Raw genomic sequence first — 26,027 nt, 5'->3', positions numbered from 1 at the left:
GTTCCCGCCGCGCCGCGCGGCATGCGCAGCGTAGACGACGGCGCGGCGCGTCAGCCGCCGGTCCCGGCCGCGATCGCCTCCACGGCCACGGCGAGCGCCGTCCCGTACGTGTGCGGGCGCGGCGCGCCGTAGCCGATCGCCATGGCAGGGCGGCGCTGCCCCGGGGGCGAGGAGGCGGCGGCGAACGTCGTCAACCCTTCGAGGAGCAGGCCGCGTTCGCGCGCCGCCGCCTCGACGCGCCGCTCGGACGCGCCCTCGGGCAGCTCGACGAGGCAGTGCAGCCCGGCCGCGAGCCCCGTCACGCGGCAGCGCGGCAGGGCCGACGCGACGGCGGCGTCGAGCTGTTCGCGGCGTGCGCGGTAACGGGCGCGCAGGCGGCGGACGTTGCGGTCGTAGTGGTGCTCCTCCATGAAGACGGCAAGCGTGAGCTGGTGCAGCGCGTCCGCGCCGCCGCCGACGGCCGCCGTGCGGTCGAGGAGGTCGGGCAGGAACGCGTCGGGCACCATCGCCCAGGCCAGGCCGACGGCCGGGGCGAGCGCCTTGCTGGCCGTGCCCGCGTAGAGGACGTGCCCGGGGGCGAGCGCCTGGAGCGCGCCGATGGCGCGCCGGTCGTAGCGGAACTCGCCGTCGTAGTCGTCCTCGACGACCAGTCCGCCGGTCCGCTCGGCCCAGCGGACGACCTCGACCCGGCGCGCCGCGTCGAGCGGCACGCCGGTGGGGAACTGGTGGGCGGCGGTCAGCAGGACGGCGCCCGCGTCCGTCGCGGCGAGGGCGGAGACGTCGGCGCCGCCCTCGTCCACCGGCAGCGGCACGGCAGTCAGCCCGGCGGCGGCGATGATCACCCGGTGGCGCTCGTGCCCGTGGCTCTCCACCGCGATCCGGCGCACGCCCCGGGCGCGCAGGGTGCGGCAGACGTGGGCGAGCAGGTCGCCGAAACCCCGCGTGACGAGGACGTGGTCCTGGTCGCCGTGGACCCCGCGCGTCCTGGCGAGGTAGTCGGCCAGCACGCGCCGCAGGACGGCCGCGCCCTGCACCGGCGGGTAGCCGAGGTCGGCGTCGGGCGCCCGCGTGACGGCGGTACGGGCCGCCGCCGCCCAGGCGCGGCGCGGGAAGCCGCTGACGTCGGGGATGCCGCAGCGCAGGTCGAGCGGCGGCGCGTCGGGCGCGGGCCGCCGTGCGGCGGGGCGAGGGCGTCCGGCACGCTCGCCGACCCATGTCCCGGCGCCCACACGGGAGTCGAGCCAGCCCTCCGCGACGAGCTGGGCGTAGACGTCGGCGACGGTGTTACGCGCGATGCCGAGGTCGGCGGCGAGGGTGCGGGACGCGGGCAGCCGCATGCCAGGGGCGAGGCGGCCGTCCGCCATGGCGGCGCGCAGCGCGTGCTCCAGCGCCCGCGCGGGGCGGGTCGGCGACAGCTCCAGATGGAGGTCCAGGCTGCGATCGGCCCATGTTTCTCCCATGACATTGCACTGTAGACCCGGGCCGATCGCGCCGTAGCGTCGTGGCCATGAGCACAGCACAGACCCAGACCCCGCCCCAGGCCGGCGCCTACGTCCCGATCCCCCGGCGCCTCGACTTCGACGCCCTCGCCCCCGTCTTCTCCCGCGCGGTCGGCGCGCTGGACGACGCCGCCACCGCCGAGCTGGACCGCACCGGCATCGACGCGCAGCTGCGCGAGTTCGTGCGGCTGCGCGCCTCGCAGCTGAACGGCTGCGCCTACTGCGTGGACGTCCACACGCGGGCCGCCCGTACGGCGGGGGCGACGAGCCAGCGCGTCCACGCCGTCGCGATCTGGGAGGACTCGCCGTTCTTCACGGCGCGGGAGCGCGCCGCGCTCGCCCTCACCGAGGCCGTCACGCGGCTGAGCGAGACGCACGTCCCGCCGTCCGTCGTCACCGGCGCCCTCGCGCACTTCTCCGAGGAGGAGACGGCGGCGCTGCTCTCGCTGATCATCGCCATCAATACGTGGAACGCCATCGGCGTCGCCACCCGCTGCTGGACCCCGCAGCCGCAGGCCGACTGACGCGGCGCGGCGGGGGCGCGGCGGTCAGCCGAGCAGTTCCAGGCCGTCGGCGACGACCCGCCCCCGGCGCAGGACGGTGCGGTCCGTGCCCCGGTCCATGACGGCCGACGTCACCGTCTCGCCGTCCACCAGCAGCAGGTCCGCCTCGTCGCCGACGGCCATGCCAGGCCGGTCGGCGACGGACGCCAGGCGCGGCAGGTCCGCGTGCAGGATCGACGCGCCGCCCCGGGTGGCGACGGCCGCCGCGTGCTCGATCAGCTCGTCCGCGCGGTAGCGGTTGGTGAACGCCAGCTGCCACGTGCGGTCGAGCATGTCGCCGTTGCCGTACGGGGACCAGAAGTCGCGCTGCCCGTCCTCGCCGAGCCCGACGCGCACTCCGGCGGCCGTCAGGTCGGCCAGCGGCAGCGCGCGGGTCTGCGCGGGCGCGATCGTCGCCATGGCGATGTCCAGCTCGGCGAACTCCTCGATCAGCCGCCGCGTCGTCGCCTCGTCCACGCCGCCGAGGTCGTACGCGTGGGAGAGCGTCACCTGCCCGGCCATGCCGAGCGCGCGCACCCGCTCCAGGATCAGGTCCACGCTGAAGACGCCGAGGTGGGCGGGCTCGTGCAGGTGGATGTCCACCGGCGCCCCGTGCTTCTCGGCCAGGCCGAAGACGATGTCGAGGTGGCGCACCGGGTCGCGGTCGAGCGTGCACGGGTCGATGCCGCCGACGACCGCCGCGCCCGACGCGAGGGCCTGGTCGATCAGCTCGGGCACGCCCTTCTCGCGCAGCAGACCGGCCTGCGGGAAGGCCATGATCTCGACCTCGCAGCGCCCGGCGTGCGCCTCCTTCGCGGCGAGGACGCCCTCGAAGCGCTCCAGGCCGCAGTCCGCGTCGATCTGCGCGTAGCTGCGGACGCGGGTGGTGCCGCGCGCGATCATGGCGCCGAGGGTGTGCGTGGCGCGTTCGGCGACGCTCCACGCGTCCTCGCGCCAGTGCGCGCGGTCGTTCATCGTCATGCCCCAGACGCCTGGCGCGCCGGTGTGGGGGCGGAAGGGCAGGCCGATGCGGGTCGAGTCGAGGTGGCAGTGCACGTCGGAGAACGACGGCAGCGCGATCCGGCCCCGGCCCGCGACCGTCTCGGTGTCGCCGGTGACCGGGCGGGCCGGGTCGTGCGGGTGGAGCGCGGTGATGCGTCCTTCCGCGATCTCGACGTCGCGGGCCTCGCCGCCCCAGGGGCGGACGTTCGTGATGAGCATGGGGTGTTTCTCCTAGGGACGGGAGGGCGGTCAGCCGGGCGGGAGGACTCCGCGCAGGCTGGCGAGGGACGGTTCGCGGCCCCGCTCGATGTGGGCGTACGCCAGCGCGCCCGCGAGATCGGCCTTGCCCGCGTGGATCGCGGCGCAGATGTGACGGTGCTCGTCGCACTGGACGCGCGGGTCGCGGCTGCCGGTGAGCGTGAACACCCACTGCATCAGGCCGAGCGACGGGGCGAGGGCGTCGTAGAGCAGGCGGTTGCCCGTGGTCGCGACGATCTCGGCGTGCAGCGCGGTGTTGGCGGCCGGGATCTCCCCGGGGTCGCCGCGCCGGGTGGCGTCCTCGGCCGCCTCCATGAGGGCGCGCAGCCGCTCGGCGTCCGCGCCGCGCGCGCACGCCTCGGCGGCGCGGCGGGCGGCGAAGACCTCCACGCTGAGCCGCAGGTCGAACAGCTCGGCGACGTCACGCAGCGACAGGTCACGCACCGAGGCGCCGCGCCGTGGCGACATCTCGACAAGTCCCTCGCCGGCCAGCCGGGTCAGGGCCTCGCGGACCGGGATGCGGGAGAAGCCCAGGGTCTGGGAGAGGTCGCGTTCGCGCAGGCGCGCGCCGGGCGGGTAGGTGCCGGAGAGGATGGCGGCGCGGAGGGTGCGTTCCGCGTGGGAGGCGTGGGAGGGGCCCGCCTGCGAGGTGCCGGCCTCCGGGGCGCCGTCCGCCGGGGCGTCCGTCATGGCGTCTCCTCGAACGGCGGGAACGTCGGCGGGAACAGCTCGGCGGCGTCGCGGCGCAGCACGTCGCGTTCGCCGTAGGCGGCGCGCATCTTCTCGAACAGGGCCTGGGCGCGGCGGCGCAGGCCGGGGAGGTCGGTGCCGGGGAGCGCGCCGTCGGTCAGCACGGGGCGTCCGGCGACGGCGGAGTGCGTCGCCTGGCGGGCGGTGCCGTTCAGCAGGAAGGTGCGCACGGGGTCGTCCTGGACGCCGTCGCGGATGTCGTCGAGCCGGAAGGCGACGAGGTCGGCCCGCGCGCCGGGCTCCAGGCGCCCCAGGTCGGGGCGGCGCAGCGCGCGGGCGCCGCCGAGGGTGGCGGCCTCGACGTAGTGCTCGGCGGGGGCGGCGTCGGCGCGGCCCTCGGCGAGCTTGGCGAGGTGGACGCCGGTGTCCATGCCCCGGATCAGGTCGGGCGGGAACGAGTCGGTGCCGAGCGCCAGGGTGACGCCCGCCGCGCGGTAGGCGGCGAAGGAGTGGAGGACCTGGCCGTAGCGCAGGGACGTCTGCGGGCAGTGGATGACGCTGACGCCCGCCTCGGCGAGCGCGGCCAGGTCGCCACGGTCCTCGCCGTGGACCGACGGGTGCCGGTCGATGACGAGGCCGTGCGGGATGAGGAGGCGGTCGCCGAGGAGGCCGGTGCGGGCGAGGAGGCCGAGGGGCGTCGTGCCGTGCAGGCGGGCGACGAGGTCGCGCTCCGTCGTGCCCTGGAGGCAGTGCAGCCGCACGAGGACGTCGCGGCGGGCGGCGGCCTCGGCGGTCCCGCGCAGGATCTCCTCGGTCAGCGTCTCGATGCGGCAGGGCAGCAGGACGCCGGTGACCAGCGGGTCGCGCAGGGCCGCGGCGTGGTCGAGGAAGCGGACGGCGTCGCGCAGCCCGGCGCGGCCCCGCTCCTCGTCGAACGCGACGTCCCGGCCGCCGTCCGGCGTCGTCACGTTGACGCCGGAGCGGTAGGCGGGGCCGAGGTAGGCGCGCAGGCCGATGCGCCGGGACGTCTCGGCCATGCGGACCAGTTCGTCGTACGGCTCGGCCCAGGCGCTGTGGACCTCGGAGGCGATCGGCATGTAGGTGGTGACGCCGTGCAGGGCGAGCTGGGCGAGGGCGTACTCGCGGACGGTGGCCCGTTCGTCCGGCGTGAACACGTCGCGGCGGCCGTGCGCGAAGTGGTCGGCGGACCACTGGAGTCCCGGGGCGCGGTCGGCGGGCGCCCAGGAGTCCAGGACGAGGTGGTCGATGTCGGTGAGGGCGTCCAGGTCGATGAGCCCCGGCATCAGCAGGGACTCGCCGAGGTCCAGGTCCTCGTCCACGCGCGCCGGGCCGCCGCCGCGCGGGCCGACGTACACGAGCGTGTCGCCCTCCCACACCACCTCGCCGTCGCGCAGCAGGGCGTGGCCGCCGCGCCGGTGGGCGAGGACGTGGGCGGCACGCCAGCGGGTGCGGCGCATGCGGTGCCTCCTGCGGACGGTGTGCCGGAACGAGCCGACCCTAGCATTTGGCATACCAAACGCCGATCCATCCGCGTAGAACTCGCACCTGAAGCGCCGCGTGCGCCTTCTCGGTATACCAGGGGGTCCTGACGGGTGCCAGTTCACCGGCTCACTCCCTGCCCCTTCCCCGGCGGCGGGGGCGCCGCTCGCAGTCGTGCATGCTCCGCAGCGGGGTGGACCGCTCGCAGTAGCAGCACCGTATGCGCTCCACCACGGGCGGCAGTCCGCGTCCCGTTATCACCGTGATCTCCGGGTCGGGGTCCCGCACCGGCGCGGGCGTCAGGACCAGCGGGCGGTACCGGTCAGCCACACGTCCCCACCGCCCCGAACACGCGGGTCAGCGCGGCGTGCAGCACGTCCGGGTCCGTCAGGCAGCGCCCGGACGGCCGGTACATCACCCACTGCGCCTCGCCCTCCCCCGCCCACGGCTCGCCGACGCGGTCGGCGGGCGGGACGGCGAGGATGTGGCCGCGCCCCAACGCCCGCACGCCGCGCGGCCAGTCGCGGCACCCGGCCGTGCCCGGCGGGACGAGCCAGTAGAGGAGATGCCGCACGCGGTCCTCGACCACGGGACCGCCGCGGCCCGCGGCCTGGAGCCGCGCGAACGCGTACAGCCCCTGGAACTCCGGCACCCGCACCGCGTCGAACCACTCGCCGAGCGGCCGTGCCCGCACACGGCCGTCGTACGGCAGCCAGTCGGGAAGAGAAACTTGGGAACGCACCTGGCACCCCCGCCATGATCGGTAGTCAACTGACCACAGACGGTAAGGAGTCGTGTACGGCCCAATATGAACGGCGGGAATATCCGCAGGTCAGTCGTCCAGGTGGAACCTTGACGACATCCGCCGGAGACGTTCCGAGACGCCCGCGCGTCCCGCGCTCCTGATGCGCCGCAGCGTGGCGCGCGCGATCGGGTGGTTGCGGATCAGCTGCGGCGCCGTCGCCTCGGCGATCTCCAACTCGCGCAGCGCCCGCTCCCGTTCGCCCGACCACAGATACGCGCGGGCCAGGTCGAGCCGGTAGTGGCCCCGGCGGGACCGCGGCAGCGTGTCGAGCGCGCCCGGCGCCATCTCGCCGTGCAGGCGCAGGGCTTCGGACTGCTGGCTCATCTCCAGCTCCACGTTCACCGCGTGGATCGACACGTTGCCCCGGCTGAACGTCAGGCTGTGCCGGTCGAACGCGAGCCGCGCGCCGACGCGTCCCGCCGCCTCGTGGGCCTGCGCGATGCGGTGCCGCGCCTCACCCGCGCGGGAGGCGCGTGCGGCGGAGACGGCGGCGCGCAGTTGCAGCGAGCCCCACACGCGGACGGCCGCCGGGTCGCCGCGCCCGTACAGGCCCTCGACCTTGTGCAGGGCCTTGTCGGACAGGGCTATCGCGTCGTCCCAGTCGGCGGTGGCCCACATGTCCCACACGCGCATCCAGTCGGCGACGGCGGGCATCAGCTCGTCGCCCGAGCGGTCGGCCGCCCAGGCGGCGCGTTCGCAGGTCATGGCGACCAGTTCGGGATGGCCGAGGGCGTGCGCGGCGGTGTGGCCGAACTTGCAGGCCACCGCGTAGACGCCGAACGCCTCCTCGCGCTGCCGCCCTCGTGACACCTCGACCAGCGCGCGTGCCTCGCGCAGCAGGTCGGGGAGGACGGCGAGGATCGACGTGTTCTTCGCGTCGTCGCGCAGGCCGTGGAGACGGCGGGTCTCCGCCCACAGCGCCTGCGCGGGGCGCGGCCTGCCGTCGAAGACGGGGGCGAGGTCGTAGCGGCGCAGTTCTCTTATGATCGACGCCGCCGAGACGCGCCACTGGTTGGCGGACGCCGTGGTGCGGTAGGGGCGTTCGATCAGCTCGTTGGGGTGGACGTGCAGCACGCTGGCGACCGCGTTGATCACGCTCGTGCGGTCCAGCTCGATATGACCCTTCTCGGCCTTGGAGACCCAGCCCTGGGTGTAGCCGAGCGCCGAGGCGACGTCGGCCTGTGTCAGTCCCAGCCGGAGCCGCGCGTCCCGCATGCGCTGGCCGATGCTCTGGGCGTCGTCCATCAGACGGCCGTGCATTCGGCGGGGGAGAGGGCGGACAGGAGCGGATTCATGATGGTCCCTCACAGTGTTCCAGCGAATGGCACCAAGGACGCTACCCCTGAACTCCGCGAGGAGAACCGCACGGACAAGCCGCTCGGGACCACCCGGGCCGACCGGCCAACTCGCCTTGTTTCCCTGGTGGTTACCGCCTCGCAGTGCGATCTGGCACCACCGCGCTGGCCGGATTCCGCGCCCTGTGGTCATCTCATCGCGGCCCCACCCGACCGGCGCCCGCACCCCGCACCACGGCGCCCGCCGTGCCCGCACTCCGGTCGCGGCCCGGCGGCGGCGCCGGGCGGCGTACGGCGCGGCGGCTCACTGGATCAGGTCGGTGTGCGGATGCTCCGGGGACGCGGGGCAGACATAGATCTGCATGTTGTCGGCGCTGCCGACCTCGACATGGGTCGGCTGGGCGGGGCTCTGCCCGGCGACGTGGCTCCGCGCGGTGGCCGCGGCCTGCTCCTCAAGCGGGGCCCACCCGTGGCTGCTGCCGCTCCATTCGAACGAGGCGATGGTCAGCAGCGGGACCATCCTGGCCTCGCAGACCGCGCAGTGACGGGGGTAGGGGTCGGTGCGGCCCCACGGGGGCCAGCCCCCGACCTTCCATCCGGGACTGTCACCCAGCGCGGCGTTGTAGAACGCTTCGGGGTGCTCCTCGTACTCCTCGCGGTCCTCGTACCCCGCGTACAGGCTCCCCAGGTCGGCGCCGAGCGCCTGCCATCGGCTCGGGTCCTCCAGCAGCTCCCGCAACTCCTGGCTCAGATCGAGGTAGTTGGGATACTCGGTGACCTCTTCAGGCGCGAGCAGACAGGGATCCGGCACGTAGCCGTCGTAGTCCGCCCCCTTCGGCTCGGGCGGCGCGGCGAGGATGCCGCCGACCTCGGCGGCCGACCTCCAGAACAGCGCGGTCGCGGGCTTGGGGAAGTCGTCATGGTCGTGAGGACACCACAGCACCTGGAGCAGATCGGCCTGGCCCGGCGGACGCAACAGGGGTATGTCGCGCAGGTAGAGCTGGGCCACGGGCAGCAGGGGGACCGGGCTCTCGACCGGCTGCGGAGGGCCCGCGTCGATCCGCTCCTTGATCGCCTCCTCCTCCGGCGTGTACGCGGGGCCGTCGGGGTCACGGTGCAGCCGGGCCAGCCTGCGCCGCACCAGTCGTATCATCGCCGGTGACTCGGACCAGCCCGTGCCCTCGTGCGTGGCGTCGCAGTGCGGCCACGGTTCCGCGGCGGGCCACAGCAACGGCCCGCCGACCGAACTGTCGGACACCGAGGGCGACCCGGGCCGGGGATGCAGCCGGATCGCCGTCCGCGCGAGCGGCGCCAGCTCGGGGAAGGCCGCCGTGACGTCGATCGGCCGGGGCGGAGTGGTACGAACGAAGTGCATGCCGACGATCCTGCCACCGGCCACTGACACGGACGCCCGCGCCCGATCGCCGTGGTCATCCGCCCCCCGGCCCGCCGGGATCGCGGCCCGGGGGGACCTGCGCGGGCCGGTTCGCGGGAAGGCTGATGTCGGTCCATATGCAGAGGCCGTCGGGGGTGGGGGTGATGCCGTAGGTCCACAGGAGTTGTTCGGCACCGGGGAGCGGGGCGGGCAGCCGGGGAGTACGCGCGGCCTTCGCGCGCAGGACCTGGGCGACGACGGCCTCAGGGTGGGCGCGGAGAGAGAGCCACCACGGGCGGCGACCGCGTACGGCAGTGATCAGCGCGTCCACGACCGGCACGGCCGCCGACCGGCGCCACGCGTCCAGCTCAGTGCGGACCCACTCCCGTGCGGCGCCGATATCGTCCGCTCCCCCGCCGCCGGGGAACAGCCGTGAGGCGAACGGCGTCACGGCGTCGTCCCCGGCGTGGACCCTGCGGCGGTCCACAGATCGGTGAGCGCCGCCGACACCACGGACTGCGCCAGCTCGCGCCGGTGTTCCGGCGTGAAGCGTCCTCGCGTGATCACGGCGGCCGGGAACAACCGGTCTGTGATCGGGCGTAGTTCGCGGGTGCTGTCGAGATCGGCGATGCGGGCGACCAGGTCGCGGGGCACGGCCTCGGGCCACTGGTGCACCCCACCCCAGGAGTCGGACGGGTGACAGGCCAGGGGCACCAGCCGCTCACCGATCCGGCAGGTACGGCACGCGTGATACGTCCAGCCGGGACCGGAGCCGGAGGCGACGAGCGCGACGGCGACCAGCCCACCTTCCGTCGCGTCGCAGTACATGCAACGTGGGACGAGGCTCACGGCTCCTCACCGCCGTCCGGTTCCGGCTCGGCCGGGGCGGGCGGGGGCTGCCGGAGCAGTGGCCCTTCCAGCCCGGTGATGACGGTGATGTGCGGGTTCTCCTCCCGCACCGGCGCCGGGGTCAGGAACCGGGGCCCCTCAAGCTCAGGCACAACGCCTCCCGAACACCCGCGCCAAAGCCCCGTACAGGACCTCGGGATCGGTCAGACAGTGCCCGGACGGCCGAACCACCAGCCACCGCACCTCACCGTCCCCGACCCACGGCCCACCCACGCGATCGGCCCCCGGGACGGCGAGCGAATACCCCCGCCCCAACGGCACCACGCCCACAGGCCAGCCACGGTCATTCGCCGCCCCCGGCGGCACCAGCCAATACAGAACTCCGTGCGCCGGGTCCTCGATCACCGGCCCGGAAAGCCCCGTCAACCGCAACCGGTTCACGGCGTACAGCCCCTGGAACGAGGGGACACGCACCGCGTCGAACCCCTCCCCGAGCGGCCGGATACGTACCTGGCCATCGGGCGGCAGCCAGTGCGGATAGGAGAGTCGAGTACGAGCCTTCATCGTCCCTCCCTCGGCATCAAAGCTTGGTGGAGTTCGACCGGGCAGGTGAGCCTTCGGCGCTGCGGGATCAACCAGTACCGCCCCGGTGGCAGCGTGTGGTGCGCGGAGGGCAGCGGAACGGGCATTGCCATGGCCGTCCCCGGAGGAACGAGGATGTCCACTTCTCGGGTCGCGGGGTCCACGATCACGCCGCCGGGTTCATTCACCTGCCGAAGCGCCATCAGGGCAACGCAGCGAGGTAGCCGAATAGCTTCCGCAAGTTGCCACCGTGTGCGAGTCACAGCACCTCCATGTGTCGGGTGTCGTGACGGTAGGTGCTGGAAGGGGACACGACCCGAGCTGATGGCTCGGGGCTCGCACCCGAGCTGTGTGCTCGGGTCAGCGGGGGGAGAGACGGTCCACGAGTCCGCGCGCCTGTCGCTTGTACGGACCGGTCACCCGCTCGGCGACCCGCTCCGCCATCTCCCGGATCTCCGGCATACGAGCCAAGTCCTCCGGCGCATCTCGTTGCAGCTCGATCAGCGTGACCAAGGTGGCCACGTCTTCCCGGCGACGGTGGTAGCAACGGGCGACGTCAACAGCGAAGGTGAGCCGCCGCTCTATCGAGGGGAGATGCGTCAGGTCCAGTGAGTCGGCAACTTGCAACGCGATCGCCGTTTCACCGGCCTCCATCTCGACGGAGAGCCGATGCAATGCCACGTTCGTCGGTCCAAAGACCGTTCGGTGCGTATTGCCCTCCCCTGCCTGTGTGGCATGCCCCTCGGCGGTGTCCAGGGCTGCGCGGGCGTCCCACCATCGGCGACGGCGGCTGAAGCTGACAGCGACGACCAGCTCAAGAGCGCCGACGAGGGCAGTCTCCGCGCGGCTTCGCTCACAGAGCCCTAGCCGCGCAATGCCTTGTCGGGCTACATGCTCGGCGCTGTCCGACTGCCCTGAACCAAGAAGGACGTGGCTGAGATTCCAGTGGGCGGCTGCAATCCTTCCGGGGTCTTCCGCTTCCTCCGCAGCGCGCAACGCGCGGTCGCCGACCATCAGCGAGAGATCGCTGCGCCCGGCGCGACGGCAGTAGGAACGGAGCAGGTTGTAGATGTCGGCCGCGCCGCGTAGCACGCAGCGGCGGAGACCGACGTCTCCTGGGGCGTGCAAGGCGCGAAGAGTGGCCTCGACGTCACGGACGAGTTGTGGAAGAACAAGGCCGAGCTGTGTATATCGGTCGGATGCCGTCTGCCATAGATCCCACGCACGATCCACACGGACACGAAGTTCACGTGGGTCGGCACTGGTCCCCCCACTGCCGCCTTCGAGCAGGGCGGCCACGACATCCGAGGCGATGCACGGAGCGAACGGCCGACGCGGCGCCTCCGCTTCGCCGAGAAGCTGTGAGGTCGGCACACCCAACTCGCGTGCAAGTGCGATCAGAAGCTCCAGAGAAGGTGTGCGCAATCCGCGCTCAATCTGGGACAGGTAGTCGGTCTGGATGCCGCAAAGACCAGCGATGGCCGCCTGATTTCGGTGAGTTCGCGTTCGCGCGCGCCGGATTCGCTGGCCCAGATGAGGGAGTCGATCCACAGGATGCCTCCTGGCGATCCGTCGCGTACGGTCAGCTTAGAGCTACTCAGGAGGCTCCGTGTTGTTGCTGTGGGACATCGACCACACGCTCGTGGAAATGCGCGGGATCGGCACGGAGCTGTTCGGGCGGGCATTCGCCGAGGTCACCGGCGTCCGTATGGAGCGGCAGGCCGCGGTTGACGGAATGACCGATCTGGTGATCTTCCGCGAGACCGCAGCACTGCACGGAATACAGGCCGGCCCGGAGGAAACCGCGCGGTTCACCGCCGCGCTCGGAAGGGCGCACGAAGACGCCGTGGCGGAGATCCAGGCCCGTGGCCGAGCCCTGCCCGGCGCGCGCGAAGCCCTCGCCGCACTGGACGCGCGCGGTGTCCGGCAGACGGTGGTCACCGGCAACGTACGCGGCTCGGCGCGGGTGAAGTTGAGCGCCTTCGCGCTGGACGAGCCGATCGTCTGGGACATCGGGGCCTACGGGGACGAGGCGGAGACGCGTCCGGAACTCGTCCGCACCGCCCTCACCCGCGCCCGTGCCGTCGTCCACACCGAGGACGTCACCCTCATCGGGGACACTCCGGCGGATATGGAGGGCGCCGCGGCGCACGGCGTCCGGGCCCTCGCCGTGGCGACCGGCCGCACCGGGGAGAACGCGCTCGCCGCCGCGGGAGCCCGGTACACGCTCCCCGATCTCCGGGACACGGAACGGCTCGTCCGGTTGCTCACCGGCGGTTGTACGTCGTGACGACGTCCACCGCCACGCATGCGATCACCGTCCCAACGTAGTCCGCTCACGTCCCCGGCGCCCCTGGTCGTGGGAAACTTCGGCCATCGACCGGACGAGATCTCCGTGTGAGGGCCGGATGCATATCGGGATCACCGGCCATCGCGGGCTGTCGGCGGAGATCGAACAGTGGGTGCGGGACATGCTGTCGTCCAGGCTCGCCGACCACGCGGGGGACCTCGTGGGGGTGTCCTGCCTCGCCGACGGGCCGGACGCGTGGTTCGCCGAGATCGTGCTCGAACTCGGCGGGCGGATCGAGGTCGTCGTCCCGTCGGAGAACTACCGCACCGATCTCCCCGACTGGCATCGCCCCGTCTACGACGACCTGTTGAGCCGGGCCGCCGACGTGCACCGCACCGGCTTGGCCGACTCGAACGCGGAGGCCCACATGGCGGGAAGCGTGATCCTCGTGGGGCTGGTCGATCAGCTCCTCGCCGTCTGGGACGGCCTTCCGGCGCGTGGCTTCGGCGGCACGGCCGATGTCGTCGTGCACGCGGAGGGGAATGGCGTCCCCGTCACCGTGGTGTGGCCGGAGGGCGCCACCCGCGACTGACGTTCGCCTCCTGGGAGTCGGCAACGGGCAGGCGTACGTCTGGTGTTCGGCCCCGGGAGCCGCATGGTCCGAAGCAGGGCGATGCGGCGGCGTTCTCCTGGCCTGACGTGCGCCAACGCCCCGCACCGGCGAGTGCGTACGCGCGTCTACGCTTCCGGGGAGCGAGGGGGGAACCGGGTGGAGTGGGGACTTGGCGCGGCGGGCTTCCTCACCGGGACGCTGATCGCCGTGGTGACGGCGCCGGTTGGCGTGTCCGGGGCGGTGTTCCTGCTCCCGGTCCAGCTCAGCGTCTTCGCGGTGCCGAACCCGGCCGTCACACCGACGAACCTGCTCTACAACGTCGTCGCGGGGCCCGGCGCCCTCCTGCGCCACCGACGTAGCGGCGCCCTGCGAGGACCGCTCGTACGCCGACTCGTGCTGGGGACGCTGCCGGGGGTGGTGGTCGGGGCGGTCGTCCGCGTCTTCGTCCTCCCGGGGCCGGACGTCTTCCGGCTGCTCGTGGCCGCGTTCATGCTGCCGCTCGGGGCGTGGCTCGTCGTCCGGACGCTCCGCCCGGCCCCGCCGAAGATCCGGCGCCGGGAGCCCACGCCCCGGACGGTGACCGGGCTGGCGTTGGTGGTGGGGGTCGTCGGCGGGATCTACGGCATCGGTGGCGGTTCGATCCTGGGGCCGGTGCTCGTCGGACTCGGCCTCCCGGTCGCCCAGGTGGCCCCCGCCGCGCTCGCCTCCACCTTCGCCACGTCGCTGGTCGGGGCTGGCACCTACGCCCTCCTGTCGCTGACCCACAGCGGCAACATCGCGCCCGACTGGTTCCTCGGGCTGGCGTGCGGGCTGGGCGGCCTGGTCGGCGGCTACGTCGGCGCGCGCCTCCAACCACGGATGCCCGAGACGTTCCTCCGGCTGCTGCTCGGCACCTTGGCCACGGCGCTCGGCGCCCTCTACGCGTTCAACGCGCTGCGGTGAGCGTGTGCGGATGCGCTCCCCTCGGATCGGGCGTTGTCGCATGAGCGCAGATTTCCCAACACCGGCATCACCGCCCCTCCGGGACCGATACGTTGCCAGCAGCACTCAACGAGACGAGGCCACACCAGGAGCAAGCCTCTGACCAGCACAGATGCACTACCGGCGGATCGCTGCACTTTCGGCTCACACACGGCCCCCGAGACCCCCGCTGACCAGCGGCTTTACCCTCGGGTCCTCATCACCCCAAGGTGGGTTCGCAACCCATATCTCGGCCCGGAACTTTCATTTCGTACAATACGGGTCCTCATCACCCCAAGGTGGGTTCGCAACTTCAGCGCGGCGTCGGTGATCGTCTGGATGGCCGTCCTCATCACCCCAAGGTGGGTTCGCAACTTCGCGCCCCCAGATCTCCGCCTCCTCACCGGCGTCCTCATCACCCCAAGGTGGGTTCGCAACACTCCTCCGATTTCCGCGTACCGGTCCCGGGCCCTGGTCCTCATCACCCCAAGGTGGGATCGCAATCCCGAGCTGGTCGGCGAGCTCGCCGAAGGGGTGCGTGGTGGTGGACTCTCCCCCGAGGGGAGAGTCCACCATGAGGGCGTGCGAGACCAACTCCTCACCATCGGCCGCTTCGCGCGCCTCTGCCGCCTCAGCGTCAAGCAGTTGCGGCACTACGACGAGACGGGGCTCCTGGCGCCCGTGCACGTGGACGTCGGTTCCGGCTATCGCTACTACTCCCCCGCGCAGGCCCGTGACGCCCTGACCATCGCCCTCCTCCGCGAGATGGATCTCCCCTTGGCCGTGATCGCCCAGGCCCTGGCCGCCGAGCCGGAACCCCGGGCGGAGATCCTGCGTGCCGAGCGTGACCAACTGGCCGAGCGGATCAGCAGGGACCAGGCGCGGCTGGCGATGCTGGATCGGCTGGCGGAGGGCGGCCTGCCCGGCTACGAAGTGACGCGGGGCAGCGAGCCGGAACGGCGCGTGGCGGTGGTCCGGGCGGTCTGCGCGCCCGCCGACATCGGTGCGCACGTCGCGGAGTGCGTCGGACGACTGCTGCCCGCACTCGGCGCGGCGGGAATCGCCTGGCAGCCGCCCTTGCGCGGCCTGTATCCCCTGGATCTGGAGGAGCGGACCACGATCGCGCTGGCGGCCCAGGTCCCGCAGGAAGTGGACGCGCCAGGGCTGGAGTTGGCGACGCTGCCCGGTGGCCCCGTGGTCGAGACCGTGCACGTCGGCCCGTACGCCCACCTGCCCCTCGCCTACCACGCGTTGTTCGCCGCCGTCCACGAGCGCGGGCTGCGTCCGCTGGCGCCGGTGCGCGAGGCGTACGTCGTCGGGCCGCCGGAGGCGTCGCCCCACGAGCTGGTGACCCGACTGGTCGTCCCCGTCGAGGAGTTCGCGGCATGACGACCGTGCCGGACATCGACCCGCGCGGGATGCGGCACTGCGAGACGACGACGCTCGGCGTCCTGCTGCGGCACGAGGGCATCGACCTGTCCGAGCCCCTGCTCTTCGGCCTCGGCTCCGGCCTGTCCTTCGTCTACTGGGACGCCAGGAACATGGGCTTCCCCTTCCTCGGCGGCCGGGTGAAGCCGTTCGCGCTGACCAGGAACCTGGCCGCGGCGCTCGGGCTGGAACTCGTCGTCCGGGAGACCGCCTCCGCCCGCAAGGCGTGGGACGACGTGACCGCGCCCCTCGACGGCGGCCGACCGGTCGGGCTCCAACTCGACTGCTATTACCTGGAGTACTTCAGCTCGAAGGTGCACTTCGGCGGCCATGTCGTCGCGATGTACGGCTACGACGACCGCGACGCGTACCTCGTGGACACCGACCAGCAGGGCGGCGCCGTGCGTACCAGCCTGAGCAGCCTGGCCGAGGCCAGGGCGGCGCGCGGCCCGATGACCGCCAGGCACCGTTCGTTCACCCTCGTCGCGCCGCACGAGCTTCCCGCCCTCCTCCCGGAGTTGATCGTTCCCGCCGTCACGGCCTGCGCCGCCGCCTTCCTCGACCCGCCGATCGCCAACCTCGGTCACCGGGGGATCGCGAAAGCCGGGAAGCTGGTGGGCAGTTGGCTACGGCGGACGGACGACCCACAGCGGGACCTGCCGCAAGCCGCCCGGCTGATGGAGAGCGCCGGGACCGGCGGCGCCCTGTTCCGCAACCTCTACCGCGACTTCCTCGCCGAGTGCGCCGAACTGATCGACAGCGCCCACCTCCGCACCGGCCACGCGCTGTACGCGGAGGCCGCGACCGCGTGGACGGAGGTCGCCGCGCTGATCACGAGGGCCGGTGAGTCGGGCGACGCACGCTGCCTCGCTCAAGCCGCCACGCTCCTCACCGAGTTGTCACGGATCGAGCGGGAGGCCATGCAGGCGCTGCGCCACCTGGGCGAATGAAAAACAGGTTGTCCTACCACCAGGCCCGGACGGCACAATAAGTCACCGAACGTCACCGAGGGGGAGAGTTCCATGACGTACACCGAGCTGCCTGGTGCCCGGGTCCCGATCCGGATGTGGGCCGACCCGTCCGAGGTCGAGGATTCCGCGATGCGGCAGCTCCACAACGTGACCACGCTGCCGTGGGTCCGCGGGCTGGCCGTCATGCCTGACGTGCACTACGGGAAGGGCGCCACGGTCGGCTCCGTCATCGCGATGGAGGGGGCGGTCTGCCCGGCGGCCGTGGGCGTGGACATCGGCTGCGGGATGTCGGCGGTGCGCACGTCCCTCACCGAGGAGGACCTGCCGGACGACCTCTCCCGGCTGCGGTCGCGCATCGAGGAGACGATCCCGGTCGGCTGGGGGATGCACGACGACCCGGTCAACCCCGCGCGGCTGCACGGCTTCCCGACGTCCGGGTGGGACGACTTCTGGGCGCGGTTCGACGGGGTGGCCGACGCGGTCTCCTTCCGGCGTGAGCGCGCGGGGCGGCAGATGGGGTCGCTCGGCTCGGGCAACCACTTCATCGAGGTCTGCACCGACGGCGAGGGCGCCGTCTGGCTGATGCTGCACTCCGGTTCGCGGAACATCGGCAAGGAACTCGCCGACTTCCACATCGGGGTGGCGCGCAAGCTCCCGCACAACCAGGACCTGATCGACCGCGACCTCGCCGTCTTCGTCACCGGCACCCCGGAGATGGACGCCTACCGCAACGACCTGTTCTGGGCCCAGGAGTACGCGAGGAACAACCGGGCCGTCATGATGGCGCTGCTCCAGGGCGTGGTCCGGGCCGAGTTCGCGAACGCGCGGCCCCGGTTCGGGGACGTCATCTCTTGCCACCACAACTACGTCTCGGAGGAGCGCTACGACGAGATGGACTTGCTGGTCACGCGGAAGGGCGCGATCCGCGCCGGGTCCGGCGACTACGGGATCATCCCCGGCTCCATGGGCACCGGCTCGTACATCGTCAAGGGCCTCGGGAGCACGGCGTCCTTCCAGTCGGCCTCGCACGGCGCGGGACGGCGGATGAGCAGGACGGCGGCCAAGAAGCGCTTCACCACCGAGGACCTCGCCGAGCAGACGCAGGGCGTGGAGTGCCGGAAGGACGCCGGTGTCATCGACGAGATCCCGGCGGCGTACAAGTCGATCGAGCAGGTCATCGACCGCCAGCGGGACCTGGTCGAGGTCGTCGCGCACCTGCGCCAGGTCGTCTGCGTGAAGGGCTGACGGCACGCGGAAGTGGGGTCAGGCCCCCTCGGACCGGGTGATGCAGCACCACCCGTGCCGGGGGGCCAGGCGGCGTGTTCTCCGTCGCGGGGCTGCTGAGGATGAGGGGCACCGACGGCCGCCCGCAGCGGCCGGTGATCACCGAACGGAGCCCGCAGTGCCGCGTACGGACAGTGTGCCGCCAAGCCTTCCGCCCACCCGTGACGCCGAGACCGAGGGTTCGGAACGATCGGCCGCGCCGTCCCCGCCGCCTGTGCGGCGCGCGTTCGCGTTCTGGGTGGCGGCCGTGGCGGCCGGTGCGTTCGAGACGGTGTTGGCCGTCAGCCGGATGATCGCCGACGGCTCGGGCTCGGGCGGGGAGATCGCTGTGGGCCTGGTGGTGCGGCTCGGCGTGTTCACCGGGGCGCTGCTGGTGGCGATCCGCATGCGCCGTGGACGCGGCTGGGCCCGCGTCGCCCTCACGATCGGCCTTGGGGTGTTCGGCCTGGCCTCGATCGTGGCCGAGCCGCTTCGGGACCTCGCCACGGGCGAGTCGTCACTCGGAGACATCGCCGACGCCGACGCGATGGACCTGCTGTTCGGCGCCAGCCGCACGCTGCACGTGGCCGCCGTGCTCACGGCCGTGACGCTGATGTTCCTGCCCGCCGCCAACGCCTATTTCCGCACCGAACGCGCCCGGCGCAGCTCCCTGAAGTCCCGCCTGACCTGAGCGGCTTGGCTCTGATCCACGTACACTCACCTCATGCATAGCCATACGCTTGACCGCAATTTCATACACAACTGGGCCCTGCTGGAGGCTCCGCAATGGCACGGGTCGTCCTCGGCACACGCGCGACGACTCGTCACGGGCGCGGGGCTGGTCGCGCAACGACTGCCGCTTCCCAGCTCCTTGTTCGCCCAGGTCATGACGGGGCCGGGTGACGGAGTGCTGGTGGAGGGCGTCCGTGACCTGGCCGTCCTCACCGCCAACCTGGCTGCGATCCGGTCGGCTTGGGACGGCGCGGACGCCGTGGGCACCATGACCGTGGGCGGCGACTGCGGCGTCGAACTGGCACCGATCGAACGGGCCCGCCGCCAGCACGGAGACGGACTGACGGTGGTCTGGTTCGACGCCCATGGCGACCTCAACACACCCGCCTCCTCGGCGTCCGGCGCGTTCCACGGCATGGTGTTGCGGACGCTGCTCGGGGACGGACCGGCCGCCCTCTCCCCCACCGAGCCCCTGAGCAGCGGCCAGGTGGTCCTGGCCGGGGTGCGGGCACTCGACCCGCCCGAGGCGCGGTTCGTCGCCGACCGCGCCATCCGTCACGTGAGCGTCGCCGAGATGTCCACGCCCGCCGCTCTGTTGGCAGCCGTCACCGCGACGGGGGCCGAGGCGGTGTATGTACATATCGACCTCGACGTGCTCGACCCGGCGACCTTCAGCGCGGTCGGCGTGCCTGAGCCGGACGGCCTGTCCCCACGCGAACTCACCGACGCCGTGCGCGCACTCGGCACGCGGTTCAAGATCGCGGGAATCGGACTCACCGAACACCAACCGGACGACATCCGCTCCCCCGAGGACGACAAGGTACTCGACCTGCTCGCCGCGACAATGATGGACGTCATGCGCGACAACGACGCCCAAGGCGGACGCCAGTCGGCGGAAGGATCTGGCCCACGCGACGCATGATCGCGGCGCCGCGCGACTCCACAGGAACGAACAAGCTTCCTCGACCGTCGGCGCCGCGATGCACCGGTGCGATACGTTGCGCAGGCCCGGGACTTACGACGGCCGCACCCAAGGAGCGAGCCTCTGACCTGCACAGGTGCACTACCGACGGATTGCTGCACTTTCGACTCACACACGACCCCCGGGCCCCCCGCTGACCAGCGGCTTTACCCTCGGGTCCTCATCACCCCAAGGTGGGTTCGCAACGCCAGCGAGACGCTGGACAGCTCCACGGTGCTGGTCCTCATCACCCCAAGGTGGGTTCGCAACGTGAGCACGATCAACGTGTCCCGTGATCTCAACAGCAGGTCCTCATCACCCCAAGGTGGGTTCGCAACGGGGGAGGTTGAGGTCTGCGCGGAGAACGGCCCACAGGTCCTCATCACCCCAAGGTGGGTTCGCAACCCGCCGGGCTGAGGGTGGTCGAGCACAAGAGCTGGTCCTCATCACCCCAAGGTGGGTTCGCAACCCGAACGGCCCCTGGCCGCAGTACCACCGAGGCTGCCGCGTCCTCATCACCCCAAGGTGGGTTCGCAACGGGACTGCCGCGCGGTCATCCGGTACCTGACCCAGATGGTCCTCATCACCCCAAAGTGGGTTCGCAACGGCATCAGCAGATCAACCGCACCGATGCCGCCCGGTCCTCATCACCCCAAAGTGGGTTCGCAACCGCGGCACGGCGGGCGGGTCGAGCGATGCCCGGCGTGTCCTCATCACCCCAAAGTGGGTTCGCAACAGGGCCGGGGTCAGCGCGTCCACGAGCTGCACGGCGAGGTCCTCATCACCCCAAGGTGGGTTCGTAACACGCCGTCACAGTGCGCGTAGGGCATGATCGCGCCTCGCGCCATCGGCACACCGCGCTACCGTGACCGCCATGGAGGAAAACGACCTGCCCGATCGTGTTGATGAGGCCGACCTTCCGGAAGTACTCACGCGCGTTCTGGATCGCTCAGCGCGGGGCGGGGCCACCGTGATCACACGAGGTGGAGAGGCCATCGGCGCGGTGGTGTCCATGAACGACTACAACGTCGTGGAGGACGAGATCGACCGGCGGTTCGCCGAACGGGAACGACCGCCCGACGACGGAACCCGCCACGCATTGGATGGACTGATGGCCGGGGTCGAGAGCCAGCGGTAGGCAAGCCCCGGGGGCGTTCGAGGCGTGCGGGGCCGGTTCGTTCGATCTGTCGGCTGCTTATCCTTGGGGCCATGACCGCCGAGCTTCCGGAGCCCGCTCCGCGCCCCGAGTCCGCCCCGGCGCTCCGCGCCTCGCACGACGACAGGGACGCGGTGGTCGAGCAGTTGCGTGACGCGGCGGCCGAGGGGCGGATCGATCTCGACGAGTTGGACGCGCGCCTTGAGCAGGCGCTGAAGTCCAAGACCCTGGACGAACTGGCCGTCCTGACAGCCGACTTGCCGAAGCCGCACGCGCCGACCAGCCAGCCGCCGCTGGTGCTCAAGGGCGGCTGGCACGGCGCGTCCCGGGGCCCCGGGCGCTGGGACGTCCCCGGGCGGGTGATCGCACACGGCGGCATGGGTGGCGTGACGGTGGACTTCAGCCGGGCCGAGTGCCGCCTCACCGAGGTCGCGGTGGAGGCGTACGGGGAGGCGTCCGGTGTCACGATCGTCATCCCCGACGGCTGGGCGGCCGACACCAGCGGCATGGATCCCGGCTTCGGCGGCCTGAAGGACAAGACCACCCCCGACCGGCTCCCGGGCACCCCGCTCATCCGGCTCTCCGGGACGGGCGGCGCGGCCGGGGTGGTCATCCGCCACCCCAACCGCTGGGAACGGCGCAAGCTCGCCAGCAACCCGGCACGGGACTAGCCCACGGGCCCGAGCCGCCGATCAGGACTCGTGCCGCCTCCGGGCCGCGACGAGCAGCGTCCTCGGGGAGGACCCGCTCCCGCCCGTGAGGGGCAGCAGGGTGACGGAGATGTCCGTGAACCCGGCCGTGTCCAGGGCCTTCGTCCAGACGTGTTCCTGAAGTACCCAACGCTGCATGGTGGTTGCGTCGCCGTCCGGTGTCCGCGCCGGGATGTCGGCCGCCACGACGTCGGGTTGGGCCGCCGCGCCGCCCAGGTAGTTCGCGAGCGAGGAGAACACCAGCCGTCCGCCGGGCCGCAGCGCGACGGCCGCCGAGGGCAACAGCTCTCGCGGGTCGGTGAAATCGACCGCGCCGAACACGCTGTACAGCACGTCGTACGCGCCCCTCGCCGCCCGCAGGTGATCCACGACGTCGGACCGCACGAGGCGCAGGCGCGGCGCCAGGTGCCGGAACAGCCCCTGGGCCATGGCGTGTTGCGCGGGTGAGGCGTCGATGGCGACGACCTCGGCGGGCCGGTGGTGGACGGCGAGGTGCGCGGCGTGCCGGGCGGCTCCTGAGCCGAGGTCGCCCACGACCCGCCCGGTCAGATCGCCCAGGACTTCGGGCCCTGGGCCGTCGTCCTGGTTCCACTCCCAGAAGAACCGCCCGGGGACGGCACGGTCCCGTTCGGCACGGGTGCGGCCGTAGTGGTGCCAGAGGTCAGGGGCGTCGGTCACCGCCCCATCCTGGTGGGCGCGGCCCGCGCACAGGGCCGGTTCCACGCGATCTCACCCTTCCGCGCACCACCCCGGCGGTGGGTCGGGTGGGTGGAACACTGGGGCGGTGTTCGCCGAGAGCCTTGTCCCCGTGTCCGCCACGCCTCCCGTGGACCTGTTCGTCGCCACGAGCCCGGGGCCGCCGGAACGCACCCTGCTCGTGATCCACGGCGGCCCCGACTGGGACCACACGTACCTGCGCGAGCCGCTGGCCCGGCTCGCGGGCCGTCACCGCCTCGTGCTGCCCGACCTGCGCGGCTGCGGGCGCTCCACCCAGGGCCTGCCGGACGCGGACCACTCCCCCGCCGCCGCGACGGCCGACCTCGTCGCCCTGCTCGACACGCTCGGCACCGAGCGGGTCGATGTCCTCGGCTTCTCCTACGGCGGCCTGCTCGCCCAGCGCCTGGCCCTGGCGGCGCCGGACCGCGTACGGCGGCTGGTCGTCGCGTCGAGCAGCGTCCTGCCCGTGCCCGCCGACGCGTTCGACGGCTGGGCGGAGCGCGCGGAACGGCGCGCGGCGGAGGCCGCCGTCTGGGCCGATCCGTCCCGCTCGGGGCCGGAACTCACCCGCGCCGCGGCCGTCGCCGGAGCGCGGGCGAACGTCTGGCGTGCGGACGCGCTGCCGCGCTACCTGCGGACGCTGGACGACGTGCGCTTCTCCGCCGAGTGGCTGCGGCCCTGGCGCGCCGGTACGCTCCCCGCACCCCGGGTCGAGGACGCCGCCGCGCGCCTCGCCGCCCTCGGCGTCCCGCTGCTCCTGCTGCACGGGCGGCAGGACATGGTGTTCCCGGCGTCGCTGGTCGAGGAGACGCTGCGGCTGATCCCGTCGGCCCGTGGCGTCGTGATCGAGGAGGCGGGCCACATGGCCCACATCGACCAGCCCGAGGCATGGCTCACCGCCGTCGCCGACCACCTGGCCTGACCGCGTGGCCGAGGCGCCGCGCCCCCGCGTCAGGACAGCGGAGGGGGAAGCGCCTCGTCCCGTTTCAGAAATCCGTCCACCTGCTCCATACGGCGGGAAAAGGCAACGGGTGAATGTTCGGCGAGGAGATCGAGGTGATCCGCCGTCCAATCCTCGGGGCCACCTTTCAGCAGGACAAGCCGCTGATTGAATGCGTAACGCGCCCGATGGACACGCTGGACCACGGACAGAGCGTGCTCGATGCTCTGTTCCGTCGCCCCCGCCACCTGCACCAGGACCGACCTGTCGGGGGTGTCCACCCGCGCGGTCGGACGCACGACGGAACCGCGAGGCAAAGTGACCTTCGGCCGTCGCGTATAAGCCAGACGCGCGTGGTCGAGGAAGTCGTAAAGCTGCCTGATGAGTTGACTGTCCCGAGGCGAACTCGCCATCCAGCGGAGACCGTCGGCGGTGAGCATGGCGCTCGCGATGTCGGCAGCCAAGGCATCGGCCTGCGCGAGCGGCCGTCGGCCGACGATCCGGCCGTCGAGCTCCCGCAGGTCGAACGCCTTGAGGATGCTTTCCCACGCACCTGCGGCGCGGGTGCCCCCGTATACGTCGATCCCGGCGTCCGCGAGACGGACCGCCGTCTCCCCGCCGTCGCTCGCCAATGCCTCGTCACCGGACACACGGATCAGCACGGTGACGCCGTCGCCGTCGGCGAAGAACTGCCGACCGGTGAGCGCCACCGACCCCGGACGCCCGCCCGGCGCCATGTGCCAGCATGTGAGCACGTCGGCGAGCCGACGATCGACAAAGTCAGGAACGGTCACGGGTAGTCCTCCATCCCGTCGAATGCCTCCTGCCTCGCCGGAAGCTGCGGCGGTACCCATACGTATCCTCCCCCCACGGTCATACGGCACTCGGCAACGAAATCGCGAACCACCCGATCGTACTCTTCGTCCATACCCTCTGGAGTGGCGTTCGTCACAGGGTTGGGGTCGTGCCGGATGTCATCCGGGGCATACACCTCTTTGTCCCCCAGAGCCTCACTCCACTTGTGCTTGTGGGTGCGGTAAATGAACTGCTCGGCGGAATGGCGGGGGGCGTGCGTCCCTCGAATGTCCAGCCTGCGCAGACAGACACGGTGCTGAGGGCTCAGGAGCATCACGGAGTACTCCCATATGTGGTCCAGGCCGATTCGCATCCGCAGGTCCAGGCGGCAGGACAGATCCGTCCGGATCGGCGCCACGGCCTCCATGTGTGTCGGGGCGTTCTTCCGCGGCTCGTTCTTCCGCTTCCATACGAAAGGCGTGTTGAGCGCTCCGCCCACCGTGCCACTGAGGATCTTCTCCGCCAGCGCGTCCGTCATATCCGTGTCCGGTTCCACGGGCCTCCCTCCCCACGAACGAGGTGAACATATCGTCCGGCGAGAGGGCTTGTACGCAGAACCGGACGAATGACGACGTCATCACGTCATGCCGTCACCTGAAATGACGACGGTCTCTCACGACTTGCCTGATGTCGGTCAGTTGTCGGTGGTGGCGTCGGCGAGGATGTCGGTGATGACGCGGGCCTGTTCGGTGTCGGTCGGGTCGGCGGCGAGGGTGATCAGGGCCTTCCACAGCGCCCAGCCCCGCGCCCGCGCCCACGTGCCCGCGTCCTGGGCGACGGCCGTGCGGAACGCGGCGCGGGACGGGCCCTCGAAGAGGGTCCAGGCGAGGACGAGGTCGCAGGCCGGGTCGCCGACGCCCGAGGTGCCGAAGTCGATGACGGCGGCGAGGCGGCCGTCGCGGACCAGCAGGTTGTTGACCGCGATGTCGCCGTGGAACCAGACCGGCGTCCCCGTCCACGCGGACGCGAGCGCCGCCTCCCACACGGCGCGGGCCCGGCCGGTGTCGATGACGCCGTCGAGGGCGGTCAGGGCGCGGCGCGTCCCGTCGTCGTAGTACGCGACGGGGCCACCCCGGTGGAAGCAGTGCGGGCCCGGGGCGGGGCCGTCCGTGGGGTCGGCCCGCTGGAGCGCGGTGAGGAATCCGGCGACGTCACGGGCGAACTCCGCGAGGTTCGCGATGCGTTCGCGCCGGGCGACGTCGCCGTCGAGCCAGCCGCGGACCGACCAGTCGTACCGGTACCCCTCGCCGGGACGCCCCCGGCCGAGGACCGGCGGGACGGGCAGCGGCAGGGCCGGGGCGAGGCGCGGCAGCCAGTGGTTCTCCTTGGCGACGGCGGCGACGTAGCCGGGCGCGGTGGGGAGGCGTACGGTCATCCGCTCGCCGAGGCGGTAGGTGCGGTTGTCCCAGCCGTCCACCGCGACCGGTGTGACGGGCAGGTCGGCCCACTGCGGGAACTGGGCGGCGATCAGGCGGCGTACGAGGGCGGCGTCGATTCCGGCGCGGCCGTCCTCGGGAGCTGTGGCGGGCATCCGGGGATGATGACCCGCGCCGTGGGCGGGCGCAACGCGATTACGGGCGCGCCGTCTGTCAGAGGTGCCGGGGAAGCGGATGGACGCTGCCGGTCCACACGTCGGCCGTGCCCGGCGGGTCCCAGCGGACCTCGACGTCGGTGCCGTGGAAGTCCCTGGCGAGTTCGACGACGAGGGTGGTCGCGGCGTCCCTGGCGGCGTCGGGCTCCGTGTCGGCGAGTGCGCGGTCGAGGCGGCCGGAGGCCATGCCGCCCTCGGTGGTGAGGATGCTGTGCCGCCATCCGCCCGGTGTCCTGAGCAGGACGATGCCCTCGGGCATCCCGAACGGTGGCCGGTGTCGCGCGGAGGTGTTCCCCATCGTCCCATTCCATCGGCTGCGGTCGGCGGCCCGGCGTCCGGCGGGCGGCGTCGCGACGACGCCGGGACGACGGTACGGCGTGGGGCGGGGCCGCCCGCTGGGGCGGCCCCGCCTGGGTGGAGCGGTGGTGCGGTGGAACGGTGGT

At 72.3% G+C, this 26,027-nt stretch carries 30 protein-coding genes and 2 CRISPR repeat arrays; of the genes, 12 read left to right on the top strand and 18 right to left on the bottom strand.

Going from position 1 to position 26,027, the window contains the following annotated elements:
- Positions 1-50: 50 nt before the first annotated feature.
- Entirely contained in the window at positions 51-1,460 is a 1,410-nt protein-coding gene (gene pdxR, locus IF27_RS19565; protein WP_052850968.1) for a MocR-like pyridoxine biosynthesis transcription factor PdxR, read from the bottom strand.
- A gap of 47 nt (positions 1,461-1,507) precedes the next feature.
- On the opposite strand from pdxR, the gene IF27_RS19560 reads away from it, so the two are divergent.
- Entirely contained in the window at positions 1,508-2,023 is a 516-nt protein-coding gene (locus IF27_RS19560; RefSeq protein ID WP_052850967.1) for a carboxymuconolactone decarboxylase family protein, read from the top strand.
- 24 nt (positions 2,024-2,047) lie between these two features.
- Here the strand turns inward: IF27_RS19560 and IF27_RS19555 are convergent, their stop codons facing one another.
- The 12 genes from IF27_RS19555 to IF27_RS19510 form a co-directional block, all read right to left on the bottom strand.
- Complete coding sequence (locus IF27_RS19555; RefSeq protein WP_052850966.1) at positions 2,048-3,262, bottom strand: amidohydrolase family protein; 1,215 nt, start codon at positions 3,260-3,262, stop codon at positions 2,048-2,050.
- A gap of 30 nt (positions 3,263-3,292) precedes the next feature.
- Positions 3,293-3,991, bottom strand: coding sequence for a GntR family transcriptional regulator (locus IF27_RS19550; RefSeq protein WP_052850965.1), 699 nt, complete (start codon positions 3,989-3,991; stop codon positions 3,293-3,295).
- Positions 3,988-5,469 (bottom strand): chlorohydrolase family protein, encoded by a 1,482-nt coding sequence (locus tag IF27_RS19545; RefSeq protein ID WP_052850964.1) that lies wholly within the window; start codon positions 5,467-5,469, stop codon positions 3,988-3,990. The genes IF27_RS19550 and IF27_RS19545 overlap by 4 nt, the downstream gene beginning before the upstream one ends.
- A gap of 151 nt (positions 5,470-5,620) precedes the next feature.
- Entirely contained in the window at positions 5,621-5,821 is a 201-nt protein-coding gene (locus IF27_RS31185) for a hypothetical protein (protein WP_190233037.1), read from the bottom strand.
- On the bottom strand, positions 5,814-6,233 hold the full coding sequence (locus IF27_RS19540; RefSeq protein WP_190233036.1) for a hypothetical protein: 420 nt from the start codon (positions 6,231-6,233) through the stop codon (positions 5,814-5,816). Before IF27_RS19540 ends, IF27_RS31185 begins: the two co-directional genes overlap by 8 nt.
- A 90-nt stretch (positions 6,234-6,323) precedes the next feature.
- A complete protein-coding gene (locus IF27_RS19535; protein WP_052851101.1) occupies positions 6,324-7,544 on the bottom strand; it encodes a helix-turn-helix domain-containing protein in 1,221 nt (406 codons plus the stop codon).
- Positions 7,545-7,895: 351 nt separating this feature from the next.
- The gene (locus IF27_RS19530; RefSeq protein ID WP_052850962.1) at positions 7,896-8,966 is read right to left on the bottom strand and encodes a hypothetical protein; all 1,071 of its coding nucleotides are present in this window, start codon (positions 8,964-8,966) and stop codon (positions 7,896-7,898) included.
- Positions 8,967-9,021: 55 nt separating this feature from the next.
- Positions 9,022-9,417 (bottom strand): hypothetical protein, encoded by a 396-nt coding sequence (locus tag IF27_RS19525; RefSeq protein ID WP_190233034.1) that lies wholly within the window; start codon positions 9,415-9,417, stop codon positions 9,022-9,024.
- Positions 9,414-9,815: a hypothetical protein gene (locus tag IF27_RS19520; RefSeq protein WP_190233033.1), complete on the bottom strand. Its 402-nt coding sequence runs from the start codon at positions 9,813-9,815 to the stop codon at positions 9,414-9,416. The genes IF27_RS19525 and IF27_RS19520 overlap by 4 nt, the downstream gene beginning before the upstream one ends.
- Positions 9,812-9,967: a hypothetical protein gene (locus IF27_RS31180; RefSeq protein ID WP_190233032.1), complete on the bottom strand. Its 156-nt coding sequence runs from the start codon at positions 9,965-9,967 to the stop codon at positions 9,812-9,814. The genes IF27_RS19520 and IF27_RS31180 overlap by 4 nt, the downstream gene beginning before the upstream one ends.
- Positions 9,960-10,379 carry a hypothetical protein gene (locus IF27_RS19515; protein WP_052850959.1) on the bottom strand — a complete coding sequence of 140 codons (420 nt, stop codon included), beginning with the start codon at positions 10,377-10,379 and terminating at the stop codon, positions 9,960-9,962. Before IF27_RS19515 ends, IF27_RS31180 begins: the two co-directional genes overlap by 8 nt.
- Positions 10,380-10,757: 378 nt before the next feature.
- Positions 10,758-11,948, bottom strand: a complete 1,191-nt coding sequence (locus tag IF27_RS19510) for a helix-turn-helix domain-containing protein (protein ID WP_110946053.1) — start codon at positions 11,946-11,948, stop codon at positions 10,758-10,760.
- A 58-nt stretch (positions 11,949-12,006) separates the two neighbouring features.
- Here IF27_RS19510 and IF27_RS19505 point away from each other — a divergent pair, with 58 nt between their 5' ends.
- From IF27_RS19505 to IF27_RS19460, 10 genes are all read left to right on the top strand, one after another.
- A complete protein-coding gene (locus IF27_RS19505; protein WP_052850958.1) occupies positions 12,007-12,687 on the top strand; it encodes an HAD family hydrolase in 681 nt (226 codons plus the stop codon).
- Positions 12,688-12,805: 118 nt separating this feature from the next.
- Positions 12,806-13,279 (top strand): hypothetical protein, encoded by a 474-nt coding sequence (locus IF27_RS19500; protein ID WP_190233031.1) that lies wholly within the window; start codon positions 12,806-12,808, stop codon positions 13,277-13,279.
- A gap of 177 nt (positions 13,280-13,456) precedes the next feature.
- Positions 13,457-14,242, top strand: a complete 786-nt coding sequence (locus IF27_RS19495) for a sulfite exporter TauE/SafE family protein (RefSeq protein ID WP_052850957.1) — start codon at positions 13,457-13,459, stop codon at positions 14,240-14,242.
- A gap of 230 nt (positions 14,243-14,472) precedes the next feature.
- A CRISPR array of direct repeats spans positions 14,473-14,764; the repeat unit is 31 nt; unit sequence CGTCCTCATCACCCCAAGGTGGGTTCGCAAC.
- A gap of 78 nt (positions 14,765-14,842) precedes the next feature.
- Positions 14,843-15,649 (top strand): MerR family transcriptional regulator, encoded by an 807-nt coding sequence (locus IF27_RS19490; protein ID WP_052850956.1) that lies wholly within the window; start codon positions 14,843-14,845, stop codon positions 15,647-15,649.
- Positions 15,646-16,638 (top strand): BtrH N-terminal domain-containing protein, encoded by a 993-nt coding sequence (locus tag IF27_RS19485; protein ID WP_052850955.1) that lies wholly within the window; start codon positions 15,646-15,648, stop codon positions 16,636-16,638. The genes IF27_RS19490 and IF27_RS19485 overlap by 4 nt, the downstream gene beginning before the upstream one ends.
- A gap of 72 nt (positions 16,639-16,710) precedes the next feature.
- The gene (locus tag IF27_RS19480) at positions 16,711-17,904 is read left to right on the top strand and encodes an RtcB family protein (RefSeq protein ID WP_052850954.1); all 1,194 of its coding nucleotides are present in this window, start codon (positions 16,711-16,713) and stop codon (positions 17,902-17,904) included.
- Positions 17,905-18,157: 253 nt separating this feature from the next.
- On the top strand, positions 18,158-18,613 hold the full coding sequence (locus IF27_RS19475; protein WP_052850953.1) for a hypothetical protein: 456 nt from the start codon (positions 18,158-18,160) through the stop codon (positions 18,611-18,613).
- Between the two features lie 195 nt (positions 18,614-18,808).
- Positions 18,809-19,576 (top strand): arginase family protein, encoded by a 768-nt coding sequence (locus tag IF27_RS19470; protein ID WP_110946071.1) that lies wholly within the window; start codon positions 18,809-18,811, stop codon positions 19,574-19,576.
- Between the two features lie 215 nt (positions 19,577-19,791).
- Positions 19,792-20,420: a CRISPR direct-repeat array (repeat unit 32 nt; unit sequence GGTCCTCATCACCCCAAGGTGGGTTCGCAACG).
- A 69-nt stretch (positions 20,421-20,489) separates the two neighbouring features.
- The gene (locus IF27_RS19465) at positions 20,490-20,753 is read left to right on the top strand and encodes a prevent-host-death protein (RefSeq protein WP_190233030.1); all 264 of its coding nucleotides are present in this window, start codon (positions 20,490-20,492) and stop codon (positions 20,751-20,753) included.
- Positions 20,754-20,824: 71 nt separating this feature from the next.
- A complete protein-coding gene (locus tag IF27_RS19460; RefSeq protein WP_052850951.1) occupies positions 20,825-21,442 on the top strand; it encodes a DUF1707 SHOCT-like domain-containing protein in 618 nt (205 codons plus the stop codon).
- Between the two features lie 21 nt (positions 21,443-21,463).
- On the opposite strand, the gene IF27_RS19455 is transcribed toward IF27_RS19460, so the two are convergent.
- Entirely contained in the window at positions 21,464-22,159 is a 696-nt protein-coding gene (locus IF27_RS19455; protein WP_052850950.1) for a class I SAM-dependent methyltransferase, read from the bottom strand.
- A gap of 130 nt (positions 22,160-22,289) precedes the next feature.
- Here IF27_RS19455 and IF27_RS19450 point away from each other — a divergent pair, with 130 nt between their 5' ends.
- Positions 22,290-23,120, top strand: coding sequence for an alpha/beta fold hydrolase (locus IF27_RS19450; protein WP_223291114.1), 831 nt, complete (start codon positions 22,290-22,292; stop codon positions 23,118-23,120).
- Positions 23,121-23,149: 29 nt separating this feature from the next.
- Here IF27_RS19450 and IF27_RS19445 read toward each other — a convergent pair whose 3' ends face one another.
- The 4 genes from IF27_RS19445 to IF27_RS19430 form a co-directional block, all read right to left on the bottom strand.
- A complete protein-coding gene (locus IF27_RS19445) occupies positions 23,150-23,932 on the bottom strand; it encodes a hypothetical protein (protein WP_052850948.1) in 783 nt (260 codons plus the stop codon).
- Positions 23,929-24,489: a hypothetical protein gene (locus IF27_RS19440; protein ID WP_052850947.1), complete on the bottom strand. Its 561-nt coding sequence runs from the start codon at positions 24,487-24,489 to the stop codon at positions 23,929-23,931. Before IF27_RS19440 ends, IF27_RS19445 begins: the two co-directional genes overlap by 4 nt.
- A gap of 138 nt (positions 24,490-24,627) precedes the next feature.
- Positions 24,628-25,524: an aminoglycoside phosphotransferase family protein gene (locus IF27_RS19435; protein ID WP_052850946.1), complete on the bottom strand. Its 897-nt coding sequence runs from the start codon at positions 25,522-25,524 to the stop codon at positions 24,628-24,630.
- Between the two features lie 58 nt (positions 25,525-25,582).
- Complete coding sequence (locus tag IF27_RS19430) at positions 25,583-25,882, bottom strand: hypothetical protein (protein ID WP_190233029.1); 300 nt, start codon at positions 25,880-25,882, stop codon at positions 25,583-25,585.
- Positions 25,883-26,027: the final 145 nt, after the last annotated feature.

This window comes from Streptomyces avicenniae, from assembly GCF_000719135.1.
GTDB lineage: Bacteria > Actinomycetota > Actinomycetes > Streptomycetales > Streptomycetaceae > Streptomyces > Streptomyces avicenniae.
The sequence above is the reverse complement of the archived record's forward strand: the minus strand, read 5'-3'. Positions and strand labels throughout refer to the sequence as shown.

Bases quoted from the DNA above. Each gene is read 5' to 3' on its own strand.
- IF27_RS19470 (WP_110946071.1), top strand. From the start codon at position 18,809: ATGACGGGGCCGGGTGACGGAGTGCTGGTGGAGGGCGTCCGTGACCTG.
- IF27_RS19485 (WP_052850955.1), top strand. From the start codon at position 15,646: ATGACGACCGTGCCGGACATCGACCCGCGCGGGATGCGGCACTGCGAG.
- IF27_RS19555 (WP_052850966.1), bottom strand. From the start codon at position 3,262: ATGCTCATCACGAACGTCCGCCCCTGGGGCGGCGAGGCCCGCGACGTC.
- IF27_RS19515 (WP_052850959.1), bottom strand. From the start codon at position 10,379: ATGAAGGCTCGTACTCGACTCTCCTATCCGCACTGGCTGCCGCCCGAT.
- IF27_RS19465 (WP_190233030.1), top strand. From the start codon at position 20,490: ATGGAGGAAAACGACCTGCCCGATCGTGTTGATGAGGCCGACCTTCCG.
- IF27_RS19480 (WP_052850954.1), top strand. From the start codon at position 16,711: ATGACGTACACCGAGCTGCCTGGTGCCCGGGTCCCGATCCGGATGTGG.
- IF27_RS19435 (WP_052850946.1), bottom strand. From the start codon at position 25,524: ATGCCCGCCACAGCTCCCGAGGACGGCCGCGCCGGAATCGACGCCGCC.
- IF27_RS19430 (WP_190233029.1), bottom strand. From the start codon at position 25,882: ATGGGGAACACCTCCGCGCGACACCGGCCACCGTTCGGGATGCCCGAG.
- IF27_RS19500 (WP_190233031.1), top strand. From the start codon at position 12,806: ATGCATATCGGGATCACCGGCCATCGCGGGCTGTCGGCGGAGATCGAA.
- IF27_RS19530 (WP_052850962.1), bottom strand. From the start codon at position 8,966: ATGCACTTCGTTCGTACCACTCCGCCCCGGCCGATCGACGTCACGGCG.
- IF27_RS19560 (WP_052850967.1), top strand. From the start codon at position 1,508: ATGAGCACAGCACAGACCCAGACCCCGCCCCAGGCCGGCGCCTACGTC.
- pdxR (WP_052850968.1), bottom strand. From the start codon at position 1,460: ATGGGAGAAACATGGGCCGATCGCAGCCTGGACCTCCATCTGGAGCTG.
- IF27_RS19550 (WP_052850965.1), bottom strand. From the start codon at position 3,991: ATGACGGACGCCCCGGCGGACGGCGCCCCGGAGGCCGGCACCTCGCAG.
- IF27_RS19545 (WP_052850964.1), bottom strand. From the start codon at position 5,469: ATGCGCCGCACCCGCTGGCGTGCCGCCCACGTCCTCGCCCACCGGCGC.
- IF27_RS19460 (WP_052850951.1), top strand. From the start codon at position 20,825: ATGACCGCCGAGCTTCCGGAGCCCGCTCCGCGCCCCGAGTCCGCCCCG.